The 26,238-nt window shown below is 71.3% G+C and carries 28 protein-coding genes; 21 read left to right on the forward strand and 7 right to left on the reverse strand.

What is annotated here, in order from left to right; translation table 11 throughout:
• Nucleotides 1-7 precede the first annotated feature (7 nt).
• A complete protein-coding gene (locus tag DEJ04_RS01430) occupies nucleotides 8-427 on the reverse strand; it encodes a VOC family protein (protein WP_111023347.1) in 420 nt (139 codons plus the stop codon).
• A 62-nt stretch (nucleotides 428-489) separates the two neighbouring features.
• On the opposite strand from DEJ04_RS01430, the gene DEJ04_RS01435 reads away from it, so the two are divergent.
• The 8 genes from DEJ04_RS01435 (at nucleotide 490) to DEJ04_RS01470 (ending at nucleotide 10,064) form a co-directional block, all read left to right on the forward strand.
• Nucleotides 490-1,434 carry a YafY family protein gene (locus tag DEJ04_RS01435; RefSeq protein WP_111045863.1) on the forward strand — a complete coding sequence of 315 codons (945 nt, stop codon included), beginning with the start codon at nucleotides 490-492 and terminating at the stop codon, nucleotides 1,432-1,434.
• 251 nt (nucleotides 1,435-1,685) lie between these two features.
• Complete coding sequence (locus DEJ04_RS01440; RefSeq protein WP_017887940.1) at nucleotides 1,686-1,775, forward strand: potassium-transporting ATPase subunit F; 90 nt, start codon at nucleotides 1,686-1,688, stop codon at nucleotides 1,773-1,775.
• Nucleotides 1,775-3,457 carry a potassium-transporting ATPase subunit KdpA gene (gene kdpA, locus DEJ04_RS01445; protein WP_111045866.1) on the forward strand — a complete coding sequence of 561 codons (1,683 nt, stop codon included), beginning with the start codon at nucleotides 1,775-1,777 and terminating at the stop codon, nucleotides 3,455-3,457. The genes DEJ04_RS01440 and kdpA overlap by 1 nt, the downstream gene beginning before the upstream one ends.
• Nucleotides 3,454-5,553, forward strand: coding sequence for a potassium-transporting ATPase subunit KdpB (gene kdpB / locus DEJ04_RS01450; protein WP_111045868.1), 2,100 nt, complete (start codon nucleotides 3,454-3,456; stop codon nucleotides 5,551-5,553). The genes kdpA and kdpB overlap by 4 nt, the downstream gene beginning before the upstream one ends.
• Nucleotides 5,554-5,555: 2 nt before the next feature.
• The gene (gene kdpC / locus DEJ04_RS01455) at nucleotides 5,556-6,155 is read left to right on the forward strand and encodes a K(+)-transporting ATPase subunit C (RefSeq protein ID WP_111045871.1); all 600 of its coding nucleotides are present in this window, start codon (nucleotides 5,556-5,558) and stop codon (nucleotides 6,153-6,155) included.
• A gap of 121 nt (nucleotides 6,156-6,276) precedes the next feature.
• Complete coding sequence (locus DEJ04_RS01460; protein ID WP_027466796.1) at nucleotides 6,277-8,769, forward strand: ATP-binding protein; 2,493 nt, start codon at nucleotides 6,277-6,279, stop codon at nucleotides 8,767-8,769.
• Entirely contained in the window at nucleotides 8,766-9,449 is a 684-nt protein-coding gene (locus tag DEJ04_RS01465) for a response regulator (RefSeq protein WP_027466795.1), read from the forward strand. The genes DEJ04_RS01460 and DEJ04_RS01465 overlap by 4 nt, the downstream gene beginning before the upstream one ends.
• A gap of 96 nt (nucleotides 9,450-9,545) precedes the next feature.
• The gene (locus tag DEJ04_RS01470) at nucleotides 9,546-10,064 is read left to right on the forward strand and encodes a helix-turn-helix domain-containing protein (RefSeq protein WP_111045873.1); all 519 of its coding nucleotides are present in this window, start codon (nucleotides 9,546-9,548) and stop codon (nucleotides 10,062-10,064) included.
• Here DEJ04_RS01470 and DEJ04_RS01475 read toward each other — a convergent pair.
• Nucleotides 10,048-10,893 (reverse strand): LuxR C-terminal-related transcriptional regulator, encoded by an 846-nt coding sequence (locus tag DEJ04_RS01475; protein WP_027466793.1) that lies wholly within the window; start codon nucleotides 10,891-10,893, stop codon nucleotides 10,048-10,050. The genes DEJ04_RS01470 and DEJ04_RS01475 overlap by 17 nt on opposite strands.
• 110 nt (nucleotides 10,894-11,003) lie before the next feature.
• Between DEJ04_RS01475 and hxlB the strand changes: the two genes are divergently transcribed.
• From hxlB to DEJ04_RS01495, 4 genes are all read left to right on the forward strand, one after another.
• Nucleotides 11,004-11,567 (forward strand): 6-phospho-3-hexuloisomerase, encoded by a 564-nt coding sequence (gene hxlB / locus DEJ04_RS01480; protein ID WP_111045875.1) that lies wholly within the window; start codon nucleotides 11,004-11,006, stop codon nucleotides 11,565-11,567.
• 11 nt (nucleotides 11,568-11,578) lie between these two features.
• Nucleotides 11,579-12,202, forward strand: a complete 624-nt coding sequence (gene hxlA, locus DEJ04_RS01485) for a 3-hexulose-6-phosphate synthase (RefSeq protein WP_071406215.1) — start codon at nucleotides 11,579-11,581, stop codon at nucleotides 12,200-12,202.
• Nucleotides 12,203-12,338: 136 nt separating this feature from the next.
• A complete protein-coding gene (locus DEJ04_RS01490; RefSeq protein WP_111045877.1) occupies nucleotides 12,339-12,845 on the forward strand; it encodes a GNAT family N-acetyltransferase in 507 nt (168 codons plus the stop codon).
• The gene (locus DEJ04_RS01495) at nucleotides 12,842-13,564 is read left to right on the forward strand and encodes an alpha/beta hydrolase (protein ID WP_111045879.1); all 723 of its coding nucleotides are present in this window, start codon (nucleotides 12,842-12,844) and stop codon (nucleotides 13,562-13,564) included. The genes DEJ04_RS01490 and DEJ04_RS01495 overlap by 4 nt, the downstream gene beginning before the upstream one ends.
• Before the next feature lie 71 nt (nucleotides 13,565-13,635).
• Here DEJ04_RS01495 and DEJ04_RS01500 read toward each other — a convergent pair whose 3' ends face one another.
• The gene (locus DEJ04_RS01500; RefSeq protein ID WP_035809271.1) at nucleotides 13,636-14,991 is read right to left on the reverse strand and encodes an APC family permease; all 1,356 of its coding nucleotides are present in this window, start codon (nucleotides 14,989-14,991) and stop codon (nucleotides 13,636-13,638) included.
• A gap of 201 nt (nucleotides 14,992-15,192) precedes the next feature.
• On the opposite strand from DEJ04_RS01500, the gene DEJ04_RS01505 reads away from it, so the two are divergent.
• From DEJ04_RS01505 to DEJ04_RS01515, 3 genes are all read left to right on the forward strand, one after another.
• Complete coding sequence (locus DEJ04_RS01505; RefSeq protein ID WP_071406212.1) at nucleotides 15,193-15,960, forward strand: HAD family phosphatase; 768 nt, start codon at nucleotides 15,193-15,195, stop codon at nucleotides 15,958-15,960.
• Nucleotides 15,961-16,033: 73 nt separating this feature from the next.
• On the forward strand, nucleotides 16,034-18,544 hold the full coding sequence (locus DEJ04_RS01510; protein ID WP_111045881.1) for a glycoside hydrolase family 65 protein: 2,511 nt from the start codon (nucleotides 16,034-16,036) through the stop codon (nucleotides 18,542-18,544).
• Nucleotides 18,545-18,730: 186 nt separating this feature from the next.
• A complete protein-coding gene (locus tag DEJ04_RS01515) occupies nucleotides 18,731-19,498 on the forward strand; it encodes an SDR family NAD(P)-dependent oxidoreductase (RefSeq protein WP_071406210.1) in 768 nt (255 codons plus the stop codon).
• Nucleotides 19,499-19,522: 24 nt separating this feature from the next.
• On the opposite strand, the gene DEJ04_RS01520 is transcribed toward DEJ04_RS01515, so the two are convergent.
• The 3 genes from DEJ04_RS01520 to DEJ04_RS01530 are packed head-to-tail and all read right to left on the reverse strand — an operon-like array spanning nucleotide 19,523 to nucleotide 20,714.
• Nucleotides 19,523-19,909 carry a VOC family protein gene (locus DEJ04_RS01520; RefSeq protein WP_111045883.1) on the reverse strand — a complete coding sequence of 129 codons (387 nt, stop codon included), beginning with the start codon at nucleotides 19,907-19,909 and terminating at the stop codon, nucleotides 19,523-19,525.
• Nucleotides 19,906-20,421 (reverse strand): DUF1697 domain-containing protein, encoded by a 516-nt coding sequence (locus tag DEJ04_RS01525; RefSeq protein ID WP_111045948.1) that lies wholly within the window; start codon nucleotides 20,419-20,421, stop codon nucleotides 19,906-19,908. Before DEJ04_RS01525 ends, DEJ04_RS01520 begins: the two co-directional genes overlap by 4 nt.
• Nucleotides 20,422-20,447: 26 nt before the next feature.
• Nucleotides 20,448-20,714, reverse strand: coding sequence for a hypothetical protein (locus tag DEJ04_RS01530; RefSeq protein WP_035809269.1), 267 nt, complete (start codon nucleotides 20,712-20,714; stop codon nucleotides 20,448-20,450).
• A gap of 100 nt (nucleotides 20,715-20,814) precedes the next feature.
• Between DEJ04_RS01530 and DEJ04_RS01535 the strand changes: the two genes are divergently transcribed.
• From DEJ04_RS01535 to DEJ04_RS01545, 3 genes are all read left to right on the forward strand, one after another.
• Entirely contained in the window at nucleotides 20,815-21,279 is a 465-nt protein-coding gene (locus DEJ04_RS01535) for a prevent-host-death protein (RefSeq protein WP_111045885.1), read from the forward strand.
• Nucleotides 21,280-21,439: 160 nt separating this feature from the next.
• Nucleotides 21,440-21,628, forward strand: coding sequence for a hypothetical protein (locus DEJ04_RS18645; RefSeq protein ID WP_194653228.1), 189 nt, complete (start codon nucleotides 21,440-21,442; stop codon nucleotides 21,626-21,628).
• Nucleotides 21,629-21,667: 39 nt separating this feature from the next.
• Nucleotides 21,668-22,120, forward strand: a complete 453-nt coding sequence (locus DEJ04_RS01545) for a hypothetical protein (protein ID WP_110863258.1) — start codon at nucleotides 21,668-21,670, stop codon at nucleotides 22,118-22,120.
• 148 nt (nucleotides 22,121-22,268) lie between these two features.
• Here DEJ04_RS01545 and DEJ04_RS01550 read toward each other — a convergent pair whose 3' ends face one another.
• Nucleotides 22,269-23,744 carry an NCS2 family permease gene (locus DEJ04_RS01550; protein WP_027466783.1) on the reverse strand — a complete coding sequence of 492 codons (1,476 nt, stop codon included), beginning with the start codon at nucleotides 23,742-23,744 and terminating at the stop codon, nucleotides 22,269-22,271.
• 157 nt (nucleotides 23,745-23,901) lie between these two features.
• Between DEJ04_RS01550 and folE the strand changes: the two genes are divergently transcribed.
• From folE to DEJ04_RS01565, 3 genes are read left to right on the forward strand one after another with little or no spacing between them, the layout of a single operon-like run.
• Nucleotides 23,902-24,513 (forward strand): GTP cyclohydrolase I, encoded by a 612-nt coding sequence (folE, locus tag DEJ04_RS01555; protein ID WP_111028935.1) that lies wholly within the window; start codon nucleotides 23,902-23,904, stop codon nucleotides 24,511-24,513.
• Entirely contained in the window at nucleotides 24,510-25,445 is a 936-nt protein-coding gene (gene folP, locus DEJ04_RS01560) for a dihydropteroate synthase (RefSeq protein ID WP_111045887.1), read from the forward strand. Before folE ends, folP begins: the two co-directional genes overlap by 4 nt.
• Nucleotides 25,442-26,191: a pyrimidine reductase family protein gene (locus tag DEJ04_RS01565; protein WP_258371274.1), complete on the forward strand. Its 750-nt coding sequence runs from the start codon at nucleotides 25,442-25,444 to the stop codon at nucleotides 26,189-26,191. Before folP ends, DEJ04_RS01565 begins: the two co-directional genes overlap by 4 nt.
• The last annotated feature ends 47 nt before the right edge of the window (nucleotides 26,192-26,238 follow it).

Consider the following 26,238-nt stretch of genomic DNA (forward strand, 5'->3'; position numbering starts at 1 on the left):
GGACGGATCAGTCGCCAGCGGGGGCGACGTCGAGCTGCCAGACCACGCCGAACCGGTCGCGCAGCTGCCCGGCCAATGGTGCCCAGGCCGAGGGTTCCAGAGGCTGCCGGACCTCGGCGCCGTCGGACAGTACGGCCCAGTACCGCTCGATCTCGGCCGTGTCGTCGCCGTGCACGAACACGTAGAAGGCGTTCGATCCCTGGTCGTAGGGCTGCCCGGGCCAGACGTCGAAGGCCATGACGCGGAAGCCGGCGGCCGTGGCGACCTGACCGAAGACGATCCGGTCCGCCCAGGCCGGGTCGTCCAGGGCGCCCATCTGGCCGTAGGTGGCGGCGGTGACCTCGCCGCCGAAGACCGATGCGTAGAAGTCGAGCGCCGCGCGGGCGTCGCCGTCGAAGTTGAGGTGGGTTGTCGTTTCGATGCTCATGGGACGAGGATGACGGGCAATGCGGTCAGATCGTGTCCGCTTCTCGGACGAAGATGGACGCCATGGCCGGACCCTCCGCACGGATGCTCGCGCTGCTCTCCCTGCTCCAGGTGCACCGCGACTGGCCGGGGGACGAGCTCGCCGGGCGGCTCGACGTCAGTCCGCGCACCGTCCGCCGCGACGTTGATCGGCTCCGCGGGCTCGGGTACCGGGTCGAGGCGCTCCGTGGCCCGGCCGGCGGCTACCGGCTCGAGGCCGGCTCCGACCTGCCCCCGCTGCTCTTCGACGACGACCAGGCTGTGGCGATCGCCCTGGCGCTCGCCGTGGCACCGGCATCGGGGGCGGACGTCGCGGAGTCGGCGGCCCGCGCCCTGGCGACCGTCCGGCAGGTGATGCCCGCGCGGCTGCGGTCCCGGGTCGACGCGGTGCAGGCCGTGACCGCGACGAGCCGGACCACCACCGACCCGGAGGTCCTGGTGGCGGTGAGCGAGGCCGTCCACCTGCAGGAGGTCTTCCGCTTCGGGTACGGCGACGACGAGACTCCGCACCGGGTGGAACCGCACGCCGTCGTCGCCCGGAACGGTCGCTGGTACCTGCTCGACTGGGATGTCGACCGCGACGACTGGCGCACGCACCGCATCGACCGGATCACGCCCCGGATGCGCACCCGCGTCCCCTTCACGCCGCGACCGATCCCCGGAGGCGATGCGGCCGCGTTCGTGTCCGCGCGGTTCAAGGGGTCGGCGGTCGACGACGTGTGGCCGTGCACCGGTTCGGTGACCACGACGGCGGGCGATGCGCGGCGGATCGCGCCGTACCTGCCCGAGGACGCCGTGGTTGAGCAGCTCGAGGACGACCGGGCCCGCGTCACCCTCGGATCGTGGTCGTGGGACGGGCTCGCCGGAGTCGTCGCCGGGCTGGCCGTGCCGATCCGGGTCGAGGGGCCGGAGGCGCTGCGTGGCGCAGTCTGCGACCTGTCGACTCGACTCGCGACCGCGGCTGACTGAGCCGCGTCGGTCACGCGCGTTAGGAGCGTGCATGCGTCCGCCAGGGCGGCGTCAGGGATCCGTTAGGAGCGGCCTGGAGGCCCGGCGCAGGACGCAGCATCGGTTCGGCACCACTCGTGGTGCCGGTCCGCGTCACCCGGCGCGGACACCGCAGATCTTCTGGAGTCCCTCGTGTTCGACGTGTTCGTCGTCGCCGGTGTCCTCGCCGTGTTCGGCGTGGTGGCACTGATCGCCAAGGGGGTGGAACGGCTGTGATCGGCATCACCATCGCGGCCGCCGTCCTCGGCATCGCCGCAGTCGTGTACCTCGTCTGGGCGCTCGTGCGTCCGGAGCGCTTCTAGTGGGCGCCGCGGACGTCTGGGCGGGCATCGCCCAGGTCGCCACGCTCGTCCTGCTGCTCGTCGTCGCGTACCGCCCGCTCGGTGACTGGATGGCGAAGGTCTTCACGCCCGTCCGCCACAACCGGGTCGAGCGCGGGGTCTACCGGCTGATCGGGGTCGACCCGGACGCCGAGCAGTCGTGGCCCGTGTACCTGCGCGGCGTGCTGCTCTTCAGCGTCGCCGGGCTCCTGCTCGTCTACCTGCTGCAGCGCATCCAGGTCGTCCTGCCCGGCGACCTCGGCCTGCCCGGCGTCGGACCCTCGCTCGCGTTCAACACCGCGGCGTCGTTCGTGTCGAACACGAACTGGCAGTCGTACTCGCCAGAGGTCACCCTCGGCTACACGGTGCAGATGGCCGGCCTGGCGGTGCAGAACTTCCTGTCCGCAGCCGTCGGCCTGGCGGTTGCCGTGGCCCTGGTGCGCGGGTTCGCCCGTCGCAAGTCGGGCACGCTCGGCAACGTGTGGGTGGACATCGTCCGCGGGCTCGGCCGACTGCTGCTGCCCGGGGCGTTCGTCTTCGCGATCGTCCTCGTCGCCGGCGGGGTCGTCCAGTCGTGGGGGAGCGGCACCGACGTCACCACGCTCATCGGTGGCACGCAGCACATCCCCGACGGGTTCGTCGCCTCGCAGGAGGCGATCAAGGAACTCGGCACGAACGGTGGCGGCTACTTCAACGCGAACTCGGCGCACCCGTTCGAGAACCCGCAGGCATGGACGAACCTCGTCGAGATCTTCCTGATGCTCGTCATCCCGTTCTCGCTCCCGCGCACGTTCGGGCGGCTGGTCGGCGACGACCGCCAGGGGTACGCGATCCTCGCCGTGATGGGCGCGATCTTCCTCGTGTCGCTGTCGGTCATGTCGATCGCCGAACTCGGCGGCGGCGGTGTCGCCACACACGCTGCCGGGGCCGCGATGGAGGGCAAGGAGAGCCGCTTCGGCATCCTCGGTTCGACGCTCTTCTCGACCGCGACCACCTCGACGTCCACCGGTGCGGTCAACGCGATGCACGACAGCTACACCCCGATCGGCGGGATGATGGCGCTCGTCAACATGATGCTCGGCGAGGTCACCCCCGGCGGCGTCGGATCCGGCCTGTACGGCATGCTCGTGCTCGCCGTCATCACGGTGTTCATCGGCGGCCTGCTCGTCGGTCGCACCCCGGAGTACCTCGGCAAGAAGATCCGCGCCAAGGAGATGACCTTCGCGGCGCTGTACATCCTCGTCACGCCGACGCTCGTGCTCCTGGCCACCGGGCTCTCGCTCGTGATCCCCGGGGTCCGCGAACAGGTGCTCGGGACGTCGATCTTCAACCCCGGCAACCACGGGCTGACCGAGCTGCTCTACGCCTTCACCTCGGGCGCGAACAACAACGGCTCGGCCTTCGGCGGGCTCACTGCGAACACCACCTGGATGAACTCCTCGCTCGGCGTCGTGATGCTGCTCGGCCGCTTCGTGCCGATGGTGTTCGTCCTGGCGCTCGCCGGGTCCCTCGCCGCGCAGGACCGGGTGCCGGAGACCGCCGGCACGCTGCCCACCCACCGCCCGCTCTTCATCGGGCTGCTCGGCGGCGTCGCCGTCATCGTCACCGCACTCACCTACTTCCCGGTGCTCGCACTGGGTCCGCTCGCAGAAGGACTGTCATGACCACCCCCGTGACCACGGAGTCGGAACCGCGCACCGCCGTGGAACCGGCCACCCGCTCGTCCGCATTCGGACCCCGCCAACTGGTGGCGGGCCTCCCGGGCGCCCTGCGGAAACTCGATCCGCGACTCATGTGGCGGAACCCCGTCATGTTCATCGTCGAGGTCGGCGCGGCGCTGACGACGGTGGCCGCCGTCGTCGAGCCGTCCGCGTTCACCATCGCGATCGCCGTGTGGCTCTGGCTCACCGTCGTCTTCGCCAACCTGGCGGAGTCGGTGGCGGAGGGCCGTGGCAAGGCGCAGGCCGACACCCTGCGGAAGACCCGCTCGACCACGAGCGCCCGCCGGGTGCTCGGGTACGCGACGACCGACGCGGCCGCGACCGGCAACGAGACCGAGGAGGTCGCGTCCGTCGACCTGGCCAAGGGCGACGTGGTCGTGGTCGTCGCCGGTGAGGTCATCCCGGGCGACGGCGACGTCATCGACGGCATCGCGTCGGTCGACGAGTCGGCCGTCACGGGTGAGTCCGCACCGGTCATCCGCGAGTCCGGCGGTGACCGCAGTGCCGTCACCGGCGGCACCCGGGTGCTGTCGGACCGGATCGTGGTGCGCATCACCTCGACGCCGGGCGAGACCTTCATCGACCGGATGATCCGCCTGGTCGAGGGTGCGGCACGGCAGAAGACACCGAACGAGATCGCGCTGAACATCCTGCTCGCCTCGTTGTCGATCGTCTTCGTGATCGTCTGCCTGACGATGCAGCCCATCGCGGGACTCGTCGGCGCGACGGTAAGCGTGCCGGTGCTCATCGCCCTGCTCGTCTGCCTCATCCCGACCACCATCGGAGCCCTGCTCTCCGCGATCGGCATCGCCGGCATGGACCGGCTCGTGCAGCACAACGTGCTGGCGATGTCGGGCCGCGCGGTCGAGGCCGCCGGCGACATCACGACGCTGCTGCTCGACAAGACCGGCACGATCACCTACGGCAACCGTCGGGCATCCCGCGTGGTGCCGGTGCCGGGCGTGAGCGAGGCTTCGCTCATGGCGGCAGCCGCGCTGTCGAGCGCCGCCGACGGGACACCGGAAGGCCGCTCGATCGTGTCGCTCGCTGCTGACGCAGGGGTGGCGCCGGCACTGCCGGACGGCGCTGTCGAGGTGCCGTTCACGGCGCAGACGCGCATGTCCGGTCTCGACCTGCCCGACGGGTCGCAGATCCGGAAGGGCGCTGCTGCGGCAGTGCTCGCCTGGGCGGACACCACCGAAGCCGGTGTGGTGTCGGCCATCGACGCGACCGTCGCGGAGATCTCCGACCAGGGCGGCACCCCGCTCGTCGTCGGCCGCCGCTCCTCCGACGGCGCGGTCGCCCTGCTCGGCGTCGTGCACCTGAAGGACGTCGTCAAGGACGGAATGGCGTCGCGGTTCGCCGAGCTCCGGTCGATGGGCATCCGCACGGTGATGATCACCGGGGACAACCCCCGCACCGCGGCCGCCATCGCCCACGAGGCCGGCGTCGACGACTTCCTCGCCGAGGCCACCCCGGAGGACAAGCTCGCCTACATCAAGCGCGAGCAGGAAGGCGGCAACCTCGTCGCCATGACCGGTGACGGCACCAACGACGCCCCGGCCCTGGCCCAGGCGGACGTCGGCGTCGCGATGAACACCGGCACGACGGCGGCGAAGGAGGCGGGCAACATGGTCGACCTCGACTCCGACCCGACCAAGCTCATCGACGTCGTCCGCATCGGCAAGCAGCTGCTCATCACCCGCGGTGCCCTGACCACCTTCTCCATCGCCAACGACGTCGCGAAGTACTTCGCGATCATCCCGGCGATGTTCCAGGCAGCGTTCCCCGGGCTCGCGGCGCTCAACATCATGGGGCTGCACAGCCCGTCGTCCGCGATCCTGTCGGCGGTCATCTTCAACGCGCTCGTCATCGTGGCGCTCATCCCGCTGTCCCTGCGTGGAGTCAAGTACCGCGCGGCCGCAGCGTCGTCGATCCTCGGCCGCAACCTGCTCGTCTACGGGCTGGGCGGCGTGGTCGTCCCCTTCATCGGCATCAAACTGATCGACCTCGTGGTCGGTCTCATCCCGGGGTTCTAGTCATGGCATCTGCACGTTCCACCTTCCGTTCCGCCGGTGTGGCCATCCGCCTCACCCTCGTCGCCACCGTCGTCCTGGGCGTCGGCTACCCGCTCGCCGTCTGGGGCGTCGGCCAGGCGGCGTTCCACGACCAGGCCAACGGTTCGATGGTCACGGACTCGTCCGGCAAGGTCGTCGGTTCCTCGTTGATCGGGCAGTCGTTCACCGGAAAGCAGGCCGACCGCTGGTTCCAGTCGCGGCCGTCCGCCGCCGGGGACGGCTACGACGCGGGGGCGTCCTCCGGCTCGAACCTCGGGCCGAACAACGCCGACCTGCTCAAGGCCGTCGAGGAGCGTCGTGCGGCGCTGGCGAAGGCCGACGGGGTCCCCGCCGCGCAGGTGCCTGCCGACGCCGTGACCGCATCCGGTTCGGGGCTCGACCCGGACATCAGCCCCGCCTACGCGTCCCAGCAGGTGGCTCGAGTGGCCTCGGCGCGGGGGTTGTCCGTCGCCACCGTGCGGCAGCTCGTGGCGTCGCACACCGAGTCGCGGCAGCTCGGGTTCCTCGGTGAGCCCGTCGTGAACGTGCTCGCGCTGAACCTGGCGCTGGCGAAGGCGTCCTGAGCGTGGGTGTCCCCTCCGCAAAACACCGGTGCTCGCGCGTCGAACACCCGCAATCCGCGGTGCGACAGGTGAACACCGGTGTTTTGCGGAGACCGACCCCCGCACGCGAGAGGATGAGCACGTGAAGCGCGGGAAGCTGCGGGTCCTGCTCGGTGCGGCGCCCGGTGTCGGCAAGACCTACACGATGCTCGAAGAGGGGCGTCGGCTGCTCGACGAGGGTCGCGACGTGGTCGTCGCCGTCGTCGAGACGCACGAGCGCGCCGCCACCGCAGCACTGGTGAACGGGCTCGAGGTCGTGCCCCGCCGCACCGTCTCGCACCGGGGTGTCGACCTCGACGACCTCGACCTCGACGCCGTCATCGCCCGGGCACCCGAGGTCGCGCTGGTCGACGAGCTCGCGCACACGAACGCCCCGGGGAGCCCGAACGAGAAGCGCTGGCAGGACGTGGAGGCACTGCGGGACGCCGGCATCGACGTCATCTCGACCGTCAACGTGCAGCACATGCAGTCCCTCGGCGACGTGGTCCGCGAGATCACCGGCACCGTGCAGCGCGAGACCGTCCCCGACGCCGTGGTGCGCGCGGCCGACCAGATCGAGGTCGTCGACCTGGCCCCGGCAGCGCTGCGCGAACGGCTCTCCGACGGGCTCGTGTACCCGGCGGCCCGGATCGACGCCGCGCTGTCGAACTACTTCCGCCTCGGCAACCTCACCGCGCTGCGCGAGATCGCCCTGCTCTGGCTGGCCGACGAGGTCGACGACGCGCTCAAGGCCTACCGCGCCGAGCACGGCATCGAGCACCGGTGGGAGACCCGGGAGCGCGTGCTCGTCGCCCTGACCGGCGGCCCCGAGGGCGAGACCCTGTTGCGCCGCGGCGCCCGCATCGCCGCCCGCAGTGCCGGCGGTGAACTCGCCGCCGTGCACGTGACGACGAACGACGGCCTGCGCGTCCGGCACCCCGGCGCGCTCGGCAAGCAGCGGACCCTGCTCGAGCAGCTCGGTGGGACGTACCACCAGGTCGTCGGTGACGACGTGCCGAGCACGCTGGTGCGGTTCGCGCGGTCGATCGACGCCACCCAGATCGTGATCGGGGTCAGCCGCCGCAGCCGGCTCGCTGCCGCGATGACCGGTCCGGGGATCGGCAACACCGTGATCCGCGAGTCCGGCGACATCGACGTGCACGTCGTCACGCACGAGCGCGCCGGCGGCGGGATCACCCTGCCCAAGCTCGGCGGCAGCCTGTCCCGCGGCCGGGTGGTCGCCGCGTTCGTCCTGTCGGTCCTGGTCGGGCCGCTGCTCACGTGGGTGCTGTCGATCGGCAGCGATCCGGACGCCATCACGGTGGACGTGCTGGCGTACCAGCTGCTCGTCCTGGTCGTGGCGCTCGTGGGTGGGATGTGGCCGGCGGTGTTCACGGCCGTGCTGTCCGGGCTGAGTCTCGACTACTTCTTCGTGCAACCCCTCTACATGGTCACCGTCCAGCAGCCGTGGCACCTGTTCGCCCTGGTCATGTACGTGATCAGTGCGGTCCTGGTCAGCTTCGTGGTCGACCGGTCCGCCCGGCGGTCGCGTGCTGCCCGTCGGGCCTCGGCCGAGTCCGGGCTCCTGATGGGCATCGCCGGCAGCGTGCTCCGCGGCGACGACGCCCTGCAGGCACTGCTCGACCGCACACGAGAGGCGTTCGGCTTCGCCGGCGTCCGGATCCGCCAGGGTGACGAGGTGCCGGCGACCTCCGGCGAGTTCGGCGCGACGCCGGACGCGTCGACGACGCTGGCGTCCGGCGCCGTGCTCGAGTTCGCCGGCGCGCCCGACGACCCGACCCAGCGCCGGTTGCTGCGGGTCGTCGAGCAGCAGCTCGACGCCGCCGTCGAGCACCGCGAGCTGACCCGCACGGCCGTCGGCGCCGAGCGCATCGCCGCCGCCGACCGGGTCAGGAGCGCGCTGCTCGCGGCCGTCGGCCACGACGTGCGCCGACCCATCGCAGCGGCCTCCGCCGCCGTGCAGACGCTGCGTGCGTCCGACATCGACCTGTCCGGGGCCGACCGGGAGGCGCTGCTCGCGACCGCCGACGAGAGCCTCGGTCAGCTGGCGGTGCTGTTGGCAGACCTGTTGGACGTCAGCCGCGTGCAGGCCGGAGTCCTCGCGGTCACCCCGGCGGCGATCGCGCTCGAGACGGTGGTCGCGCCGGCGCTCGACGAGCTGGAGCTCGGCCCCGACGACGTCGACCTCGACCTGCCCGCGGACCTGCCGCCGGTGCTCGCCGACCCGGTCCTGCTGCAGCGCGTCGTCGTGAACCTGCTCGCCAACGCCGCCCGGTACGCACCGGACGGCACCCACGTCCGGGTCGCCGCGAGCGCGTTCGCCGGCGGGGTCGAACTCCGCGTCGCCGACCACGGCCCCGGGATCCCCGAGGACCGCCGCGACGAGGTGTTCCAGCCGTTCCAGCGGCTCGGCGACACGGACAACGAGACCGGCCTCGGGCTCGGGCTGGCCCTGGCGCGCGGGTTCACCGAGGGCATGGGCGGCACGATCGAGGTCGACGACACCCCGGGCGGTGGGCTCACCGTCGTGGTGCGGCTGCCGATCGCCGGGCACGTGGGAGTGGAGATCCGATGAAGGTCCTGATCGCTGACGACGACGCGCAGCTCGTCCGCGCGCTCTCGGTGACGCTCTCGGCGCGTGGGTACGACGTCGTCACGGCTCGGGACGGGCGCGAGGCGATCGACGCCGTCATCACCGAGCGCCCCGACCTGGTGCTGCTCGACCTCGGCATGCCCCGGCTCGACGGCATCGGCGTGCTCGAGGGCGTCCGGGCCTGGTCGCAGGTGCCGGTCCTCGTGCTCTCCGGGCGCACCGACTCGTCCGACAAGGTCGACGCGCTCGACGCCGGTGCCGACGACTACGTGACGAAGCCGTTCCAGATGGACGAGCTCCTCGCCCGGCTGCGGGCTCTCGGACGGCGGCGGGTGGTGGCGTCGGAGGAGACCCCGACGATCGCGATCGGACCGCTGCTCGTGGACCTCGTCGCGAAGCAGGTCACCCCGGCCGAGGGTCCGGCGATCCGCCTGACGCCCACCGAGTGGCGCCTGCTCGAGGTCCTGGTCACGAACCCCGACCGTCTGATGACCCGCGAGATGCTGTTGACCGAGGTCTGGGGGCCGACGCACGGCAACGACTCCGGGTACCTGCGCCTGTACATGGCGCAGCTGCGGCGGAAGCTCGAGCCCGACCCCGCGCACCCGCGCTACCTGGTGACGGAGTCCGGCATGGGGTACCGCTTCGCCCCCGGAGCGTAGGGGACCGCCGCTGTCGGGGAACTGGCGGGAAGCTGTCGTGTCGGTGGCGGGTCCCTGTCGTGGTGTGCCGTTCCGCGGTTCCCTACTGTTCAGGACATGAACGAGATGCGGATCGGTGAACTCCGACGACTGCGGGGCTGGACCCAGGAACGACTGGCCGAGACGAGCGGCATCGCCGTGCGGACGGTGCAACGGATGGAGAGCGGCAACGACGCGAGCCTCGAGTCGCTGTCCGCGGTGGCCACGGCCCTCGAGGTCCCCGTGCGCGACCTGTTCGCCACCGAGGAGCCGGCGTCGCTCGACCCCGGGGTGCGCGGTCTCGACGAGCGCGCCGAGCGGGAGCAGGCGCAGCGCGACGCGGCTTCGCGCGGCTGGCAGTACCTGTACTCCGGCGTCGGCATCGTCGTGACGCTCGGCACCCTGGCACTGATCGGTTCGCGCATCTGGCCGGGGGCCGCGATCTTCGTCATCCCCATCTACTGGGCGGGTGGACGGCTGCTCTCGCAGTTCTTGATGGCGACCGTCGTCGAGCCCGCGCTCGACCGTCGGTACCCGTTGTCGCGGTCTCGTCGGGACGCCTCGTCGCGGTCCCGTCGGTTCACGCCCGGGAACTGAACGCCGCGAGCTCGGCCCGGGTCCGGGCGCCGTGCTTCCGGAGCAGGTTCGCCACGTGGTACTTCACGGTGTTGACGCTGATGCCGAGTCCCTCGGCGATCTCCCGGTTGCCCACACCGGTCGCCACGAGCCGCAGGACGTCGCGCTCCCGCGGGGTCAGGTCGCCGTCGTCGACCGCGTCCACCTCGGCCGGCCGCGGGTCGAGCGGCAGTGAGATGTCGAGCACGGACCCCCAGCCGGGCGTGCTCGCGACCTGCACCCGCCCGTCGAGCGTGACGACCCGCTCCGCGATCGGCCGCATGGCGTCGTCGTGCACGTCGAGCGTGCCGGAGCCGTCGTCGCGGAGCTGCATGAGCAGGTTCCGGCCGTCGCAGTCCCACTGGATGCGCACCCGCTTCGCCGCACCGTCGTCGACCAGGGCGAGCACCGCGGTCCGGACGATCGCCCGGGCCGCGTGGGCGACGTCACCGGGGAGCGCACGGCCGGTGGCCGGCGGCTCGACGAACTGCACGTCGAGGTCCCCGAAGCGCACGAGCGGCCGCAGGTCGGCGCGCAACCGCGAGAACGCGCCGGTGACGGGTTCGAGCAGGGTGCTCCGCTGCTGATCGGTCACGGTGCGCAGGTCGACGAGGGCGGCCGAGGCGATCTCGACGGCCTCGGCCCTGGCGGCCGCGTCGGTGACCCGCGACGACCGGAGCACGGCGAGGACGGACTCCAGGGTCAGCGCGTGCCGATCGGCCTGCTCGGCGACCGTGCGGGCGTGCTCGGCGGCCGCGAGCCGGATGGCGGAGCCGCCCCGGGCCTCCAGGGTGTCGACCGATGCGTCCATGGACGCGACGGTACCCGTCCCACCCGAGCGGACGGGCCCACCCGATGGGATGGGGTCCCTGCCGGGGCGGGTAGCGGCGTGCCGAGGCGCGCGACGGAAGGATCGAGGGCATGGCAGCAACCACCGTCTCCGCAGCGCTCGACCTGGTCGTCCGCGAGGTCGGCGACCTGGCGACCCGCCTCGACGATGCCCCGGCCCAGCGCGCACTCGACCTGATCGAGGGCGCCGACCGGGTGTTCGTCCACGGCGCCGGTCGCTCCGGACTCGCCCTCCGCATGACCGCGATGCGCCTCATGCACCTCGGCCTCGACGCGCACGTCGTCGGCGAGGTCACCACCCCGGCCATCCGACCGGGCGACCTGCTCCTCGTCGCGAGCGGCTCCGGCACGACCACCGGCATCGTGCAGGCCGCACGCACCGCGCACGAGGTCGGCGCATCCGTCGTGGCGCTCTCGACCACCGACGACTCCCCGCTCTCCGAGCTGGCGGACGTCACGATCGTGCTGCCCGCCGCGACGAAGACCGACCGCTCCGGCACCGCCTCGGCCCAGTACGCCGGTGGCCTCTTCGAACAGGCGGTCGCCCTGGTGGGCGACGCCGTGTTCCACGCCCTGTGGACCCGAGGCGGGCAGTCCGCCGACGACCTCTGGCCCCGTCACGCCAACCTCGAATGAAAGGCACACCCATGCAGCTCCAGTTCGCCATGGACACCCTGACCACCGAAGCCGCCCTCGAGCTCGCCGCCGCGGCCGCGCCGCACGTCGACGTCCTCGAGCTCGGCACGCCCCTGATCAAGAGCGCCGGCCTGTCCGCCGTCACCGCGATCAAGGAAGCACACCCGGACAAGATCGTGTTCGCCGACCTCAAGACCATGGACGCCGGTGAGCTCGAGGCCGACATCGCCTTCTCGGCCGGTGCCGACCTGGTCACCGTCCTCGGTGTCGCCGGCGACTCGACGATCGTCGGCGCCGTCAAGGCCGCGAAGAAGCACGGCAAGGGCATCGTCGTCGACCTGATCGGCGTCTCCGACAAGGCCGCCCGTGCCCGCGAGGTCGTCGCACTCGGCGCCGAGTTCGTCGAGGTCCACGCCGGGCTCGACGAGCAGGCGGAAGAGGGCTTCACGTTCTCGACCCTGCTCGACGCCGGCAAGGACTCGGGTGTCCCGTTCTCGATCGCGGGCGGCGTGAACGCGTCCTCGGTCGCCTCGGTGCAGGAGGCCGGTGCCCGCATCGCCGTCGCCGGCAGCGCGATCTACAGCGCCTCGGACGTCGGCGCAGCAGCCGCCGAGATCCGCGCCGCCATCAAGTAGCGCGTCCCGGTCGCCCTCCTCGGGCGACGGTCAACGAGTGAGCAGAAGACGTCGAGTGCGACCACCGCACCCGACGTCTTCTGCTCACTGGCTCCCGCCCCTGCGGTCACACCCCGCCCCGCGGTAGCGTCGGGCCGTGGGGATCGAACTGCGCCGCGCGACCGCCGACGACTGGGAAGCCTGGCGACCAGTGCGCCTCCGCGCGCTCGCCGATGCCCCGCACGCCTTCGGCTCGACGCTGCAGGACTGGGCGAACGCACCCGAACACCGGTGGCGCACCCGCCTGTCGATCCCGGGAGCGCTCGACCTGCTCGCAGTCGACACCGCTGCCGAGGTTCCCGGCACGGTCGTCGGGATGGCCAGCGGGATCCCACCCACCGGCCCCGACGGCCCCGCCGAGCTCATCTCGATGTGGGTCGACCCGGCAGCGCGCGGCCGCGGCATCGCCCGTGCACTCATCGACGCGATCGCCACGTGGGCGGCTGCTTCCGGAGCCACCGAACTCGAACTCTCGGTGCTGCCCGACAACGCCGTCGCCCGTCGTGCCTACGAGCACGTCGGCTTCAGCGCCCGCGACGAACCCGGCGATCCGTTGCCGGACGGCCGGACCGAGGTCCGGATGCGCCGTACGGTGGCCACATGAACCGAGCGCTGCGCTGGACCACCTGGATCGTCGCCGTCGTCGTGCTGATCGCGGTGGTGTTCCTCGTCTGGGCGCACATCGTCATGCAGGGCACCCGCAGCGCCGCCCTGCAGGTCTGGCGCGACGACCGGATCGCGGTCCGGGACGCCGGTGACTCGGTGGTGATGACCCCGACCGGCCAGGCCGACGGGGTCGGGATCGTCTTCATCCCCGGCGCGAAGGTCGATCCGTACGCCTACATGGCCACGTTCCGGCAGGTGGTCGCCAACGGCACGACGGTGGTCATCACGAAGCCGACGCTGAACCTCGCGTTCTTCGACACCCGGCCGCTCGCCACGTTCGAGGCCCACGCACCCTCGGTCACCCGCTGGGGGGTCGGCGGGCACTCCCTCGGCGGGGTCCGCGCGTGCCAGCTCGCCCAGGACGCCGACGGCCTGCTGCTGCTCGGCAGCTACTGCGCGAACGACATCAGCCGCTCCTACATCGACGTGCTGAGCGTCTCCGGTTCGCGTGACGGCCTGTCGACGCCGGCGAAGGTCGACGCCGCGCGGGACAAGCTGCCGTCGACCGCCACCATGACCGAGATCCAGGGGTCGAACCACGCCGACTTCGGCGCCTACGGCGACCAGCCGGGCGACCGCGCGGCGACCATCAGCCGTGCTGATGCCCGCCAGCAGATCTCGGACGCGATCGAGGCTTGGGTGCGCGACCTGCGCTGATCACGCGGGCGGACCGGCGGACGTACCACGGGCCTCCAGACGGTCTGCCTGGAGGCCCGTGGTGCGTGACGTCAGTGGATCACGCCCGCCTCGTGGTCGCGTCCGGAACGGCGCCCGGTGAACCGGGCGACGAAGTACAGGACCACGCCGACGGCGAGCAGGATCGCGGCGTAGAGCCAGACCTGACCGCTCTGCTGCGTCAGCAGCAGGATGCACGACAGCACCCCGAGCACCGGGACGAACGTCCAGACCCGGAAGTGGTCGTGCTCGACGTGGTCGCGGCGGAGCACCAGGACGGCGACGTTCGTGCTGATGAACACGAAGAGCAGCAGGAGCACGACGGTCTCGGCCAGCACGCCCACGTCGCCCACCAGGGTCAGGAGCATCGCGACGATCGTGGTGGCGACGATGGCGGTCCACGGGGTCTTCCGGTTCGGCAGGACCTTCGCGAGCAGGGCGGGCAGGAGCCGCTGCTCGGCCATGCCGTAGGTCACGCGGCTCGACATGATCATCGTGAGCAGCGCGCCGTTCGCGACGGCGACCAGGGCGATGAGGCTGAAGACCCAGTCCGGGATCGGGACACCCGTGGCGGAGACGACCGCGAGCAGCGGGCCGCTGGACTCGGACAGCTCCGAAGCGGGCAGGGCGATCGCGCTGGCGAGGGCGACGAGGACGTAGACGACGCCGGCCGTGGCGAGGGCACCGAACAGGGCCTTCGGGTAGACGCGGCGGGGGTCGCGGACCTCCTCCGCGATGTTGGCGGACGTCTCGAAGCCGACGAACGAGTAGTAGGCGACGATCGCGGCGCTCAGGGTCGCCAGGGCCGGGTTCGCCTCGGATGGGAACGCGCCGATCCGGGAGACGTCACCGCCGCCACCGCCGAGCATCACGGCCACGACCACGATCACGATGACCAGGCCGGAGACCTCGATGATCGTCATCACGACGTTGCTCTTGAGCGAGTCGGAGATGCCGCGGGCGTTCAGGCAGGCGATCAGGGCGAGGAAGACGATCGCGGTGGGCACGGGCGGCAGGTCGACGAACGTGCCGAGGTAGTCGCCGGCGAAGGCGAGCGACAGACCGGCGGCGCTCGTGACGCCGGCGGCGAGCATGCTGAACCCGACCAGGAACGAGACGATCGGCGCTTTGTAGGCGCGTTCGGCGAAGACCGCGGCACCGCCGGCCTTCGGGTACTTCGTCACGAGTTCGGCGTAGGAGCCCGCGGTGAGCAGGGCCAGCAGGAGCGCGAGCACCAGCGGTGCCCAGAGTGCACCGCCGACGTCCTTCGCCAGCGTCCCCATCAGGGCGTAGATGCCGGCACCGAGCACGTCGCCGAGGATGAAGAGGAACAGCAGCGGGCCGGTGATCGCCTGGCGGAGCTTCGACTGCGTGCCGTCGTGGGGTGCGGCGGTGGTGTCGCTGGTCATGGTGGTGCCTTTCGTCCGGGTCAGCGTGCCGGGGCGTGTCTCAGAGGCCTCACAGGTGCGCCGTGGCGGGGGTCCTCCCTGCACAGCGGAGCGGCCGGTGAACTCGCTCCACAGGGTGCGGCGCGTCGGAACGTCCGGACTGGAGCGGTCCTAGACTCGTCGCGAGCCATTCGTCCACCACCAGTCCCCGGAGGACCGCAGATGACGACGCAGGACCAGCGCACGCCCGCGCGACTCAGTGACCAGCGCGCGCTCCTGTTCGACCTCGACGGCGTGCTCACCCCGACCGCCGACGTGCACATGCGCGCGTGGAGCCGACTCTTCACGCCGTACCTCGAAGCACACGGCGTCGCGCCGTACACCGAGCAGGACTACTTCACCTCCATCGACGGCAAGCCCCGCTACGACGGCGTGCGCTCGCTGCTCGAGTCGCGCGGCATCGACCTGCCGCAGGGCACCCCGGACGACGCACCCGACACCGACACGGTGTGCGGGCTCGGCAACCGGAAGAACGCGGAGTTCACCGCCGAGCTCGACGAGCACGGCGTCGAGCCCTACCCGGGGTCGCTCCGGTTCCTGACCGCCGCGATCGCCGCAGGCATGTCCGTCGCGGTCGTCTCGAGCTCGGCGAACGCCACGTCGGTGCTCCGGACGGCGGGCATCCTCGACCGGTTCCCCGTCGTCGTCGACGGGCTCGTCGCGCGTCAGGACGGCCTGACCGGCAAGCCGGCGCCCGACACCTACCTCGACGCGGCGACCCGGTTCGGGCTCACTGCCGCCGAGTGCGTCGTGGTCGAGGACGCCACCAGCGGGGTCGAAGCCGGCCGCAACGGTTCGTTCGGTCTCGTCGTCGGTGTCGACCGCGGTGCCGGGGCGGACGCCCTGCGCGAGCACGGTGCCGACGTCGTCGTGTCCGACCTCGACGAACTCATCGACCAGCTGCCCGCACCGGCCACCAGCACGACGTAGGCCACCGGGCCGGACGCTCCCTGGCTGCCGGCCGCACCGACGTACCCATCTCCCTCCCTTCCCACGGAGCAGCATGAACCCCATCACCTCGGACCCCCTCGACCGCGTCCGCTACCCGATCGACGAGTGGGCCCTCGTCGAGACCGAGTACACCCCCGACGAGCAGGGCGTCGCCGAGACGAACTTCGCCGTCGGCAACGGGTACCTCGGCCTGCGCGGGAACCTCGACGAAGGTCGTGGCGGCGTGCAGTACGGCACGTACGTCAACGGGTTCCACGAGACCTGGCCGATCCGGCACGCGGAAGACGCCTTCGGGTTCGCGAAGACCGGGCAGACGATCATCAACGCGCCCGACGCCAAGGTCATCCGCCTGTACGTCGACGACGAGCCGCTCGTGCTGGCCGAGGCCGACATCCTCCGGCACACCCGACGGCTGGAGTTCCGCGGCGGGTACCTGTTCCGCGAGACCGAGTGGTCGACGCCGTCCGGCAAGCGGGTGCTCATCCGGGCACGTCGACTCGTGTCGTTCACCGACCGGCACCTCGCCGTCATCGACTACGAGGTCACCGTGCTCGACGCGGACGCCTCGATCCTGCTGTCCAGCCAGATCCTCAACCGCCAGGACGTGCAGGACGAGTACCACGCCGGCATGCGGGCCGCGGCGAACGCCTTCGACCCCCGCAAGGCCGAGTCGTTCACCGAGCGGGTGCTCGTGCCGAAGCTCAAGCGCAGCACCGGCGGCCGTTCGGTCCTCGGGTACCAGGCGTCCAGCTCCGGCATGACGATCTGCGTCGGCGTCGAGCACCACATCGAGACCGAGAACAGCTGGGACGAGTCGTCGTCGATCGAGGACGACCTGGCGAAGCACGTCTACCGGGTGCAGGCCCGCGCCGGGCAGCCGATCCGGCTCGTGAAGCACGTGGTGTACCACACCTCCCGCGGGGTGCCCGTGCGCGAGCTCGCCGACCGGTGCGACCGCACGCTCGACCGCGCGCACGCCGAGAACGTCGACGAGACCTTCGCGAAGCAGCGCGACTGGCTCGACGACTACTGGGCCCGCAGTGACGTCGAGATCGCCGGTCAGCCCGCGATCCAGCAGGCCGTCCGCTGGAACCTCTTCCAGCTCGCGCAGGCCACCGCCCGCACCGACGGCCACGGCATCGCCGCGAAGGGGGTCACCGGCTCCGGCTACGGCGGCCACTACTTCTGGGACATGGAGATCTACGTCCTGCCGTTCCTGTCGTACACGGCGCCGATCGTCGCCCGGAACGCCCTGCGCTTCCGCTACAACATGCTCGACGCGGCACGGGCTCGGGCGCGCGAGCTGAACCAGCGCGGCGCCCTGTTCCCGTGGCGGACGATCAACGGTGAAGAGTCCAGCGCGTACTACGCCGCCGGCACCGCGCAGTACCACATCGACGCCGACATCTCGCATGCGCTCATGCAGTACGTGCGGGCCTCGGGCGACCGCGAGTTCCTGAAGCGCGGCGCCATCGACGTGCTCGTGGAGACCGCCCGGCTCTGGGCCGACCTCGGGTTCTGGCGGTCCAACGGTGACAAGAAGTTCCACATCGACGGCGTCACCGGGCCGGACGAGTACACGACCGTCGTCGACGACAACCTGTACACGAACGTCATGGCGCGGGCGAACCTGTGGTTCGCCGTCAACGCCTGCCGCGAGCTCGCCGCCGACGACGCCGAAGAGTACGACCGCATGGTGCGCCGGACCGGTCTGCAGCCGGACGAGCTCGTCGAGTGGGAGCACGCCGCCGAGTCGATGGAGATCCCGTTCGACCCGCACCGCGGCATCCACCCGCAGGACGCCCAGTTCCTCGACAAGGAACTCTGGGACCTCGAGAACACCCCCGAGTCCAAGCGCCCGCTGCTGCTCCACTACCACCCGCTGGTCATCTACCGGTTCCAGGTGCTGAAGCAGGCCGACGTCGTGCTCGCACTGTTCCTGCAGGGGCACGAGTTCACGGCGGCCGAGAAGCGTCGCGACTTCGACTACTACGACGCACTCACCACCGGTGACTCGACGCTGTCCGCGGTCGTGCAGTCGATCATGGCGGCCGAGGTCGGGTACCACGACCTCGCCGACCAGTACTTCCAGACCGCGCTCTACGTCGACCTGGCGGACCTGCACGGCAACACCTCGGACGGCGTGCACATCGCGTCGACCGGTGGCATCTGGGGTGCGCTCGTCAACGGCTTCGGCGGCATGCGCGACCACGGCGGCCGGATGAGCTTCAACCCGCGGCTGCCGAAGCACTGGGACCGTCTATCCTACCGTCTGACGGTGCGCGGATCGCGGGTCCGGGTCGACCTCGAGCAGGAAGCCATGACGCTCACGGTCGAGACCGGTTCGGGCTTCACGGTGTGGGTGCACAACCAGCAGTGGGACATCGAGGCGGGGGAGCCCACCGTGGTGCCGCTGCCGCACCACGGGCCGCGGATGTCCGGGCACGCCCCGACCACGAGCGACATCCAGGGCACGCTGCGGGCGGACGGCTCGGTCATCACCGCGTCGATCCCGACGATCTCCCTGGAGCGCGACTTCGACCTCGACGACTCGACCGGCTGACGCCGGTACCTGCGCCGCAGTCGCACGTCGCCCCGGTTCCGCCTCGCGGAGCCGGGGCGACGTGTGTTCCCGGGCGTTCCCGGCGCCTCCGAGCGCGTCCAGCCGGCCCGGGGCACCGTGGTCTGCCGTGCCCCTCGGGTCGATGGCGTCTCCCCGGGCACGGTTCGTGCAACGAGAGGAGACATCATGGGCAACCGGTTCGAGGGCAAGGTCGCGATCGTCACGGGCGCAGGGTCCGGCATCGGTGAGGCGACGGCGCGGGCGTTCATCGACGAGGGCGCGTCGGTCGTGCTGACCGACAGCGTCGAGGAGAAGGTCCGCGCGGTGGGTGACTCCCTGCCGACGCACCGGGTCGTCGCCCTGCACGCCGACGTGGCGAGTCCGGAGGACTGGGAGACCGTCGTCTCGGCGGCGATCGACCGCTTCGACCGGCTCGACGTCCTGGTGAACAACGCCGGGACCTTCAGCTCGGGCGACATCACCGACATCAGCACGGCCGAGTGGCGCCGGGTCATCGAGACCGACCTGTCCGGTGTGTTCTACGGCACCCGGGCGGCCCTGCCGTTCCTGCGCGAGACGAAGGGGTCGATCGTCAACACGTCGTCGGTCTCCGGTGAGGACGCCGACTGGCGGATGAGCCCCTACAACGCGGCGAAGGGTGGCGTGACGAACTTCACCAAGGCCGCTGCCCTCGACAACGGGCAGTTCGGCGTGCGCGTGAACGCCGTCGCTCCGGGACTCATCTGGACCGACCTGACCCAGGAGCAGGCGGAGGACGAGGCCCTGCAGTCGAAGTTCACCGAGCGCATCGCCCTCGGCCGCGGAGGTCGCTCTGCCGAGGTCGCCGAGGCGATCCTGTTCCTGGCCAGCGACGCGGCCTCGTTCATCACGGGTGCGGTCCTGCCGGTGGACGGCGGCACGATGGCGAGCAACGGGCAGCCGCCGCAGGCCTGAGCCACCCCGGCCCCGGCGGCACCGTCAGCTGGCGACGAGCTCGACCTTGAACCGCTCGGCGTCCTCGAGGAAGGCCGCGTGGTGCTCCGGGCCACCGGCGAACGGGTGTCGGTCCTCGTACAGGCGTGCCCAGCCGTGACCGGGAGCCTCGGCCCAGAGTCGCTCCACCGTCTCGGCAGTACCGGCGTGGAACGCCAGGTGGCTGAGCCCCGGTCGGCGGCGGTCGTGATCGCCGTCCAGCGGTGCCGATTCGAGGACGACGTACAACGGGCCGAGCCGCCAGCTCCGGCCGTGCTCCCAGCGCTGGAACGGCTCGTAGCCGAGTTCTCCGAGCAGCCAGCTCCAGGCGCCGACGGCGGTGTCGAGGTCGGCGGTGCGGAGCTCGACGTGGTGCAGCGTGCCGAGCGTCACAGGAGCTTCCGCAGGGTGTTCGTGTTGCGGGTCGTCGTCGTGCGCTTGACGCGTGCGGCGCCGGCCCGCTTGGCGAACAGGGTGTCGGTGCTCGAGCCCTTCGGGCAGGACCAGTAGACGACCCCGTTCCCGCGGGCGACCTGCTCGACCGAGTCGTCGATTTCGAGGTCCGCGACCAAGGCGTCGAGCGCACCGTCGTCGGACCCGAACACGACGTAGTCGTGCCGTTCGTCGGCACGCGCGAAGGGGAACCCGTCGACCACCGCCGCGAGGGCGTCGTGCCGGACGAGCACGATCCAGGCGTCGTACCCGAACCGGTCGCGCAGCCCCTGCTCGATCGACGTCTTGAGCTGCTCGGCGGGCACGTCGGCGGAGAACACGACGTTGCCCGAGGCGAGCGCAGTGCGGACGTCGTCGAACCCGAGCCCTCGGAAGAGCTCCGCGAGTTCAGCGCTCCGGATCGTGATGCCGTTCACGTTGACCCCGCGCAGCAGCGCCACCCACCTGTCCATGTCCGGACGGTAGCGGTCCGGGCCGCTCACGTCCACGTCCGGGCCACGCCCCAACCGGCACCCTGCGGCACGATGTCGACCACCAGGGCCTCACCGTCGTCGTCGCTGGTCGCCTGGAACCGCCAGCCCACGGTTCGCTCGGGCGCATGGGTGATCGCGGTGGGCAGCTCGGCGCGCGTCACGGTCAGCCGGGTGGGGGTGTCGCTCACCCGCCAGCGCCGTCCGGCCCACACCAGCCGGGTCGGCGTGCCCTCGGCCCACCACACCGTGGCGGCCGTGTCGGTGATCATCATCGGGTCTCCTCGTTCGAACGTGTGTTCGAATGGTAGGTGTCGACCTCCGACGTCGCAACTGACCGTTGCGTTCAGAACACGTTCTGAATAGGCTCGATCCATGACGCTCGTCGCTCCGCTCCGATCCCGACGGTCGGTGCAGTCCTCTGACCTCTCCCGCCACGCCAAGCAGGTGTTCGCTGCCGCCGAGGAAGCCCCGCTCGAGGTCACCCGTCGCGACGGGAAGCCCCTCGTCCTCACCACGAAGGAACGATCCGACGACGACGACGCAGTGCTCGACATCGCGGCGCAGCTCATCGCCGCGGTGACGCTCAACGAGCAACTGCCACTCCACGATCGGCTGGCGATCCCGTACCCGTGGATCAAGCTCCTCAGCGCCGCAGACCAGCAGCGCTTCGCCCGGGAGATCGTCGACGTCGCCCGTGGCTCGTTCTCGCTCCGGCAGCCGCGCAGACTCCTGCTCGAGATGCAGGCGTGGCGCAACAGTGCCGAGGCGATCGCCGCGGGCTGGGACACCGGAGAGCCGGAGATCCTCGCCGAGCCGATCCGCGTCGAGAAGCCCTGACGCGGTGGCGGGCCGGCGCGGCGGGGTCCCCCGGCCGATCCGTTCGACGGAGTACACGATCGTCTTCGGGACACGTGGCGCGGAACAGGGGTGGCGCGACGTGGTGGCGGTGCAGCGGAACGCAGTCGCTGCCGCGTGGGATCGGCTGACCACGGATCCGTTGACCGAGGACCTGTCCTGCCACGCCCTGCGCGGGGAACTCGGTGTGGTTCGACACTCTGGCCGGGAGTGGACGCGTCGTCAGTTCGAGCTGAAGCGCGGCGCCCGGATCTGGTTCACGGTCGACGTGGATGACCGGGTGGTGTGCATCACCGACGTGCACACCCACCACCCCAACCAGACGAAGTGACTGCGCTCGGCCTCGGCAGTCGTCGTGTAGACGGGACCCATGACGAACGACGAACAGGGCCCCGACGCGCAGCACCAGGTTCCCGAGGGGGTGTCCGAGGCCACGGTCGAGGCACTCGGCAGCCTGTCCGCCGCGGTCGAGGTCATCGAGCACGCCCGCGGCCTGCTCTACGGGTTCCACCGACTGACCGGCACCGCTGACCTGAACCTCGGTGAGGCGGTCGAGCAGCTGCGGAAGGCCGGGCACACCGAACTCGCCGAGCGCATCGACACCGAACTCGTGGGCCGCAACGTCATCGCGGGCCGCTGGACGTTCCAGATCGTCGAGGACTACGACGACGGCTACTACGCCCTCGCCAAGGAGCTCGAGCGCACCGCGCGCGACGAGCTCGTGCAGGGCCGCCGCCACCTGTTCGAGGCGGGCATGAAGGAAGACCGTCGCACCCAGGACCAGCGCCACCACGAGGCGACGCCGAGCGACCTGCCGGACTGACCACGGGCCTCCAGGCCTGCGGAAGACGCCGGCGTCCTGCGGAAGACGCCCCGGAAACGTCGAGACGCCGCCGGATTCGGCGGCGTCTCGATGACACGACGGCGTCTTGCGCAGGCCCAGCCCGATCAGCAGGCCCAGCAGGAACGCCTCAGCCGACGCCGAGCAGCGCCTCCAGCGGCCCCCGCGCGAAGTACAGCAGGAAGCCCGCGGCGACGACGTAGAGCAGCCACGAGACCTCACGGCCACGGCCGGACAGCAGCTTGATGAGCACCCAGCTGATGAAGCCGGCGCCGATGCCGTTCGCGATCGAGTAGGTCAGCGGCATGACGACGATCGTCAGGAACGCCGGCAGGGCCGAGCCGAAGTCCGACCACGAGATGTCCGCGACCTGCGCGACCATGAGCGCACCGACGACGACGAGCCCGGCGGCGGCGACCTCGAGCGGGACGACCTGGGTGAGCGGCGTGAGGAACATCGACGCCAGGAACAGCAGTCCGGTGACGACCGAGGCCATGCCGGTGCGTGCACCCTCGCCGATGCCGGAGGCCGAGTCGATGAAGACGGTGTTCGACGACACCGACGCGCCACCACCGGCGATCGCGCCGACGCCCTCGACGACGAGCGCCGACTTCAGGCGGGGGAACGTGCCGTCCGGCTTCGCGACACCGGCGGCCTTGGCCAGACCGGTCATGGTGCCCATGGCGTCGAAGAAGTTCGTGAAGACGAGGGTGAAGACGAGCATCGACGCGGCGAGCGGGCCGATGCGGGTGAAGGCACCGAAGACGTCGGCGTGGCCGACGAGCGACAGGTCCGGCACGGCGAACAGCGCGCTCGGCAGGCCGGGGGCGTTGAGGTTCCAGCCGGTCTTCGAGTCGACCGAGGTGGGCACCTGGAAGATCGCCTGCAGGATGATCGCGATGATCGTGGTCGCGACGATGCCGATGAGCAGCGCACCCTTGACCCGGCGGGCCATGAGCGTGCCGATGATGATCAGGCCGATGAGGAACACGATGGTCGGCAGGGCGCCGACGGAGCCGTCCTCGCCGAGCTGCAGCGGCGGCGAGGCGAGCCCGGAGGACCGCACGAAGCCGGAGTCGACGAGCCCGATGAAGGCGATGAACAGGCCGATGCCGACCGTGATCGCGGCCTTGAGCTGGGCCGGGACGGCGGTGAAGATCATCGTCCGGATGCCGGTCAACGCGAGGATCACGATGATCACACCGTTGATGACGACCAGCCCCATCGCCTCGGCCCAGGTGACCTGGTGCACGACGCTGACGGCGAGGAACGAGTTGATCCCGAGCCCCGCGGCGATTCCGAACGGCAGGTTCGCGATGATGCCCATCGCGATGGTCATCACGCCGGCGACGAGGCCGGTCGCCGCGGCCACCTGAGCGTTCTCGAGCCATCCGCCGCTGACGTCCTTGGCGGCCTGGTCGGCGCTGAACCCGCCGAGGATGAGGGGGTTCAGGATGACGATGTACGCCATCGTCACGAACGAGACGAGGCCACCGCGGACCTCGCGGGGGATCGACGATCCGCGTTGCGTGATGGAGAAGAATCGATCGAGGCCGGTCGCGAAGCGGTTCCGGGGCGTGGTGTCGGTCTGCGGGGCGCTCACCACGAGAGTTTAAAGGACGCTGGGTTTCGGGCGTGTCACACCGGTCTCACAGGTTGTGACGGCCGGGAGGCCCGTTCCACGCGGTTCGCGCACCTCGCGCTGGGCGTCTGCCCGCGTTCTCCGGCCATGGCTGGTGTTGGATGAGCGGGTGACGTCACCCATGGACCGCGCCCGTGTGCAGGCCGCCGTCCGCGAGCTGCTGCTCGCCATCGGCGAGGATCCCGACCGCCCGGAACTCACCCGCACCCCCGCCCGTGTCGCCGACTCGTACGCCGAGTTCTTCTCCGGGATCGGCACCGACGCGGTCGCCATCGCCCGGGACGGCACCGTGCACGCCGAGGACGGCGAACGCGGTCGGCTCGTCATCGTGCGGGACGTGAAGTTCCGCTCCGTCTGCGAACACCACCTGCTGCCGTTCCTCGGGGTCGCGCACCTGGCGTACGCGCCGGGCGACCGCCTCATCGGGCTCGGCACGCTGGCGCGGGTGCTCGACGCGGTGGCCTCCCGTCCGCAGCTGCAGGAGCGGCTCGGCGAACAGGTCGCCGCGACCATCGCCGAGGGGCTCGGCGCCGAGGGCGTCCTCGTGGTCCTCGACGCGCAGCACCAGTGCGTCACGACGCGTGGGGAGCGCCAGACCGGTTCGACGACCGTGACGGTGGCGGCGACCGGTTCGCTGGCCGACACCGCAGGACGGGCCGAGGCGATCGCGCTCATCGGCGCGGGGCGTGGGACCGAGGCCGGGCACGACGAGCGTGCCGGGGCGGACGCATGACGGGCCTCCTGGACGGCGCGGCCGGACCCGGCACGGCCGGCCCCGGCTGGGTCGTGCCGGACCTGCGCCACCCGGTCCGGACGTTCGGCCGCCGCACCATCGACTTCGACCACCGCATCGCCGTGATGGCAATCGTGAACCGCACCCCCGACTCGTTCCACGACCGCGGCGCCACCTTCGAGCTCGACCAGGCCGTCGCCGCCTCGGTCCGCGCAGCCGAACAGGGCGCCGACTGGGTCGACATCGGCGGCGTGAAGTTCGCCCCCGGTCCGGAGCTGCCCGCCTCCGACGAGATCGACCGCGTCGTGCCCGTCGTCGAGCAGCTCGCCCAGCAGTCCGACGTCGTCATCAGCGTCGACACCTTCCGCCCGGAGGTCGCCGCAGCTGCGATCGCAGCCGGGGCGACCGTCGTCAACGACACCACCGGCCTGTCCGACCCGCGGATGGCCGCCGTGGTCGCCGACTCCGAGGCCACCGTCATCATCACGCACTCCCTCGCGGAACCCCGTCGTCCGCTGCCCGCACCCCCGCAGTACGGCGACATCGCGGGCGAGGTCGTCGCGTTCCTGCGCGAACGGGTCGACCGAGCGCTCGCCGCGGGCATCCCCGAGTCGCGGATCATCGTCGACCCGGGCCACGACCTGCACAAGAACACCGTGCACACCCTCGAGCTCACCCGTCGGCTGCCCGAGGTCGTCGCGCTCGGCTACCCGGTCCTCGCCGCGGTGTCGAACAAGGACTTCGTCGGGGAGTCGCTCGGACGCCCCCGCGGGGAACGGCTCTCCGGATCGCTCGCCGTCGCGACCGTGAGCGCGATGCTCGGCGCCCGGATCGTCCGGATGCACGACGTCGCCGAGAGTGTCGACGCGATGCGCATGGTCGAGGCCACGCTCGGATGGCGCACCCCCGTGGAATCGAGGCACAACACGTGAACGTCCTGCCCCCGTCGATCGCGGACCTGTCCGACGACGACCTGCTCGACCTCTACACCGCCGACGCCGGGGCCCCCTGGCTCCGCGTGAACTTCGTCGCGACGCTCGACGGTTCGGCCTCGGCTGCCGGGGTGTCCGGGTCGCTCGGCGGCGACGACGACCTGCGCGTCTTCGACCTGCTCCGGCGGGTAGCCGACGTCGTGCTCGTCGCCGCTGGCACCGTCCGCGACGAGGGCTACGGGCCGATGGTCCTGCACGACGCCGACGTCGCCTGGCGTCGGGCGCACGGCAAGCCGGACCACCCCGTGTTCGCGATCGTCACCGGCTCGCTGTCGCTCGACCCGGGGTCTCGGGTGTTCACCGAGGCGCCGGTGCGCCCGATCGTCCTGACGTCGGCGACGGCGGCTGCGTCGTCGAAGGCCCAGACACTCGCCGAGGTCGCCGACGTCGTGCCCTGCAGCGCGGACGACGAGCCGGACTCGGTGGACGCCGGGCGGATCCGAGGCGTGTTGGCCGACCGTGGCCTCGGGATGATCCACTGCGAGGGCGGGCCGTCGTTCCTCGGGGCGCTCATCGCCGCGGACGCCGTCGACGAGCTGACCCTGACGCTCGACCCGTCGCTCGAGGGCGGGGAGGGGCCGCGCATCGCCCGGGGGTCCTCGCCGGAACTCCGGCGGATGCGACCGGCGCACGTGCTGCTCGGCGCCGACGGCGTGCTGCTCACCCGGTACGTCCGGGCGCGCTGACACCGGTCGCGCGCGGACCGCGGGACGGCGGGACCGCGGACCGCGGG

The sequence above is a fragment of the Curtobacterium sp. MCLR17_044 genome, from assembly GCF_003234435.1.
Lineage (GTDB): Bacteria > Actinomycetota > Actinomycetes > Actinomycetales > Microbacteriaceae > Curtobacterium > Curtobacterium flaccumfaciens.

Bases quoted from the DNA above. Each gene is read 5' to 3' on its own strand.
- DEJ04_RS01430 (WP_111023347.1), bottom strand. From the start codon at position 427: ATGAGCATCGAAACGACAACCCACCTCAACTTCGACGGCGACGCCCGC.
- DEJ04_RS01435 (WP_111045863.1), top strand. From the start codon at position 490: ATGGCCGGACCCTCCGCACGGATGCTCGCGCTGCTCTCCCTGCTCCAG.
- kdpB (WP_111045868.1), top strand. From the start codon at position 3,454: ATGACCACCCCCGTGACCACGGAGTCGGAACCGCGCACCGCCGTGGAA.
- kdpC (WP_111045871.1), top strand. From the start codon at position 5,556: ATGGCATCTGCACGTTCCACCTTCCGTTCCGCCGGTGTGGCCATCCGC.
- DEJ04_RS01465 (WP_027466795.1), top strand. From the start codon at position 8,766: ATGAAGGTCCTGATCGCTGACGACGACGCGCAGCTCGTCCGCGCGCTC.
- DEJ04_RS01470 (WP_111045873.1), top strand. From the start codon at position 9,546: ATGAACGAGATGCGGATCGGTGAACTCCGACGACTGCGGGGCTGGACC.
- DEJ04_RS01475 (WP_027466793.1), bottom strand. From the start codon at position 10,893: ATGGACGCATCGGTCGACACCCTGGAGGCCCGGGGCGGCTCCGCCATC.
- hxlB (WP_111045875.1), top strand. From the start codon at position 11,004: ATGGCAGCAACCACCGTCTCCGCAGCGCTCGACCTGGTCGTCCGCGAG.
- hxlA (WP_071406215.1), top strand. From the start codon at position 11,579: ATGCAGCTCCAGTTCGCCATGGACACCCTGACCACCGAAGCCGCCCTC.
- DEJ04_RS01495 (WP_111045879.1), top strand. From the start codon at position 12,842: ATGAACCGAGCGCTGCGCTGGACCACCTGGATCGTCGCCGTCGTCGTG.
- DEJ04_RS01500 (WP_035809271.1), bottom strand. From the start codon at position 14,991: ATGACCAGCGACACCACCGCCGCACCCCACGACGGCACGCAGTCGAAG.
- DEJ04_RS01505 (WP_071406212.1), top strand. From the start codon at position 15,193: ATGACGACGCAGGACCAGCGCACGCCCGCGCGACTCAGTGACCAGCGC.
- DEJ04_RS01510 (WP_111045881.1), top strand. From the start codon at position 16,034: ATGAACCCCATCACCTCGGACCCCCTCGACCGCGTCCGCTACCCGATC.
- DEJ04_RS01515 (WP_071406210.1), top strand. From the start codon at position 18,731: ATGGGCAACCGGTTCGAGGGCAAGGTCGCGATCGTCACGGGCGCAGGG.
- DEJ04_RS01525 (WP_111045948.1), bottom strand. From the start codon at position 20,421: ATGGACAGGTGGGTGGCGCTGCTGCGCGGGGTCAACGTGAACGGCATC.
- DEJ04_RS01530 (WP_035809269.1), bottom strand. From the start codon at position 20,714: ATGATGATCACCGACACGGCCGCCACGGTGTGGTGGGCCGAGGGCACG.
- DEJ04_RS01535 (WP_111045885.1), top strand. From the start codon at position 20,815: ATGACGCTCGTCGCTCCGCTCCGATCCCGACGGTCGGTGCAGTCCTCT.
- DEJ04_RS01545 (WP_110863258.1), top strand. From the start codon at position 21,668: ATGACGAACGACGAACAGGGCCCCGACGCGCAGCACCAGGTTCCCGAG.
- folE (WP_111028935.1), top strand. From the start codon at position 23,902: ATGGACCGCGCCCGTGTGCAGGCCGCCGTCCGCGAGCTGCTGCTCGCC.
- folP (WP_111045887.1), top strand. From the start codon at position 24,510: ATGACGGGCCTCCTGGACGGCGCGGCCGGACCCGGCACGGCCGGCCCC.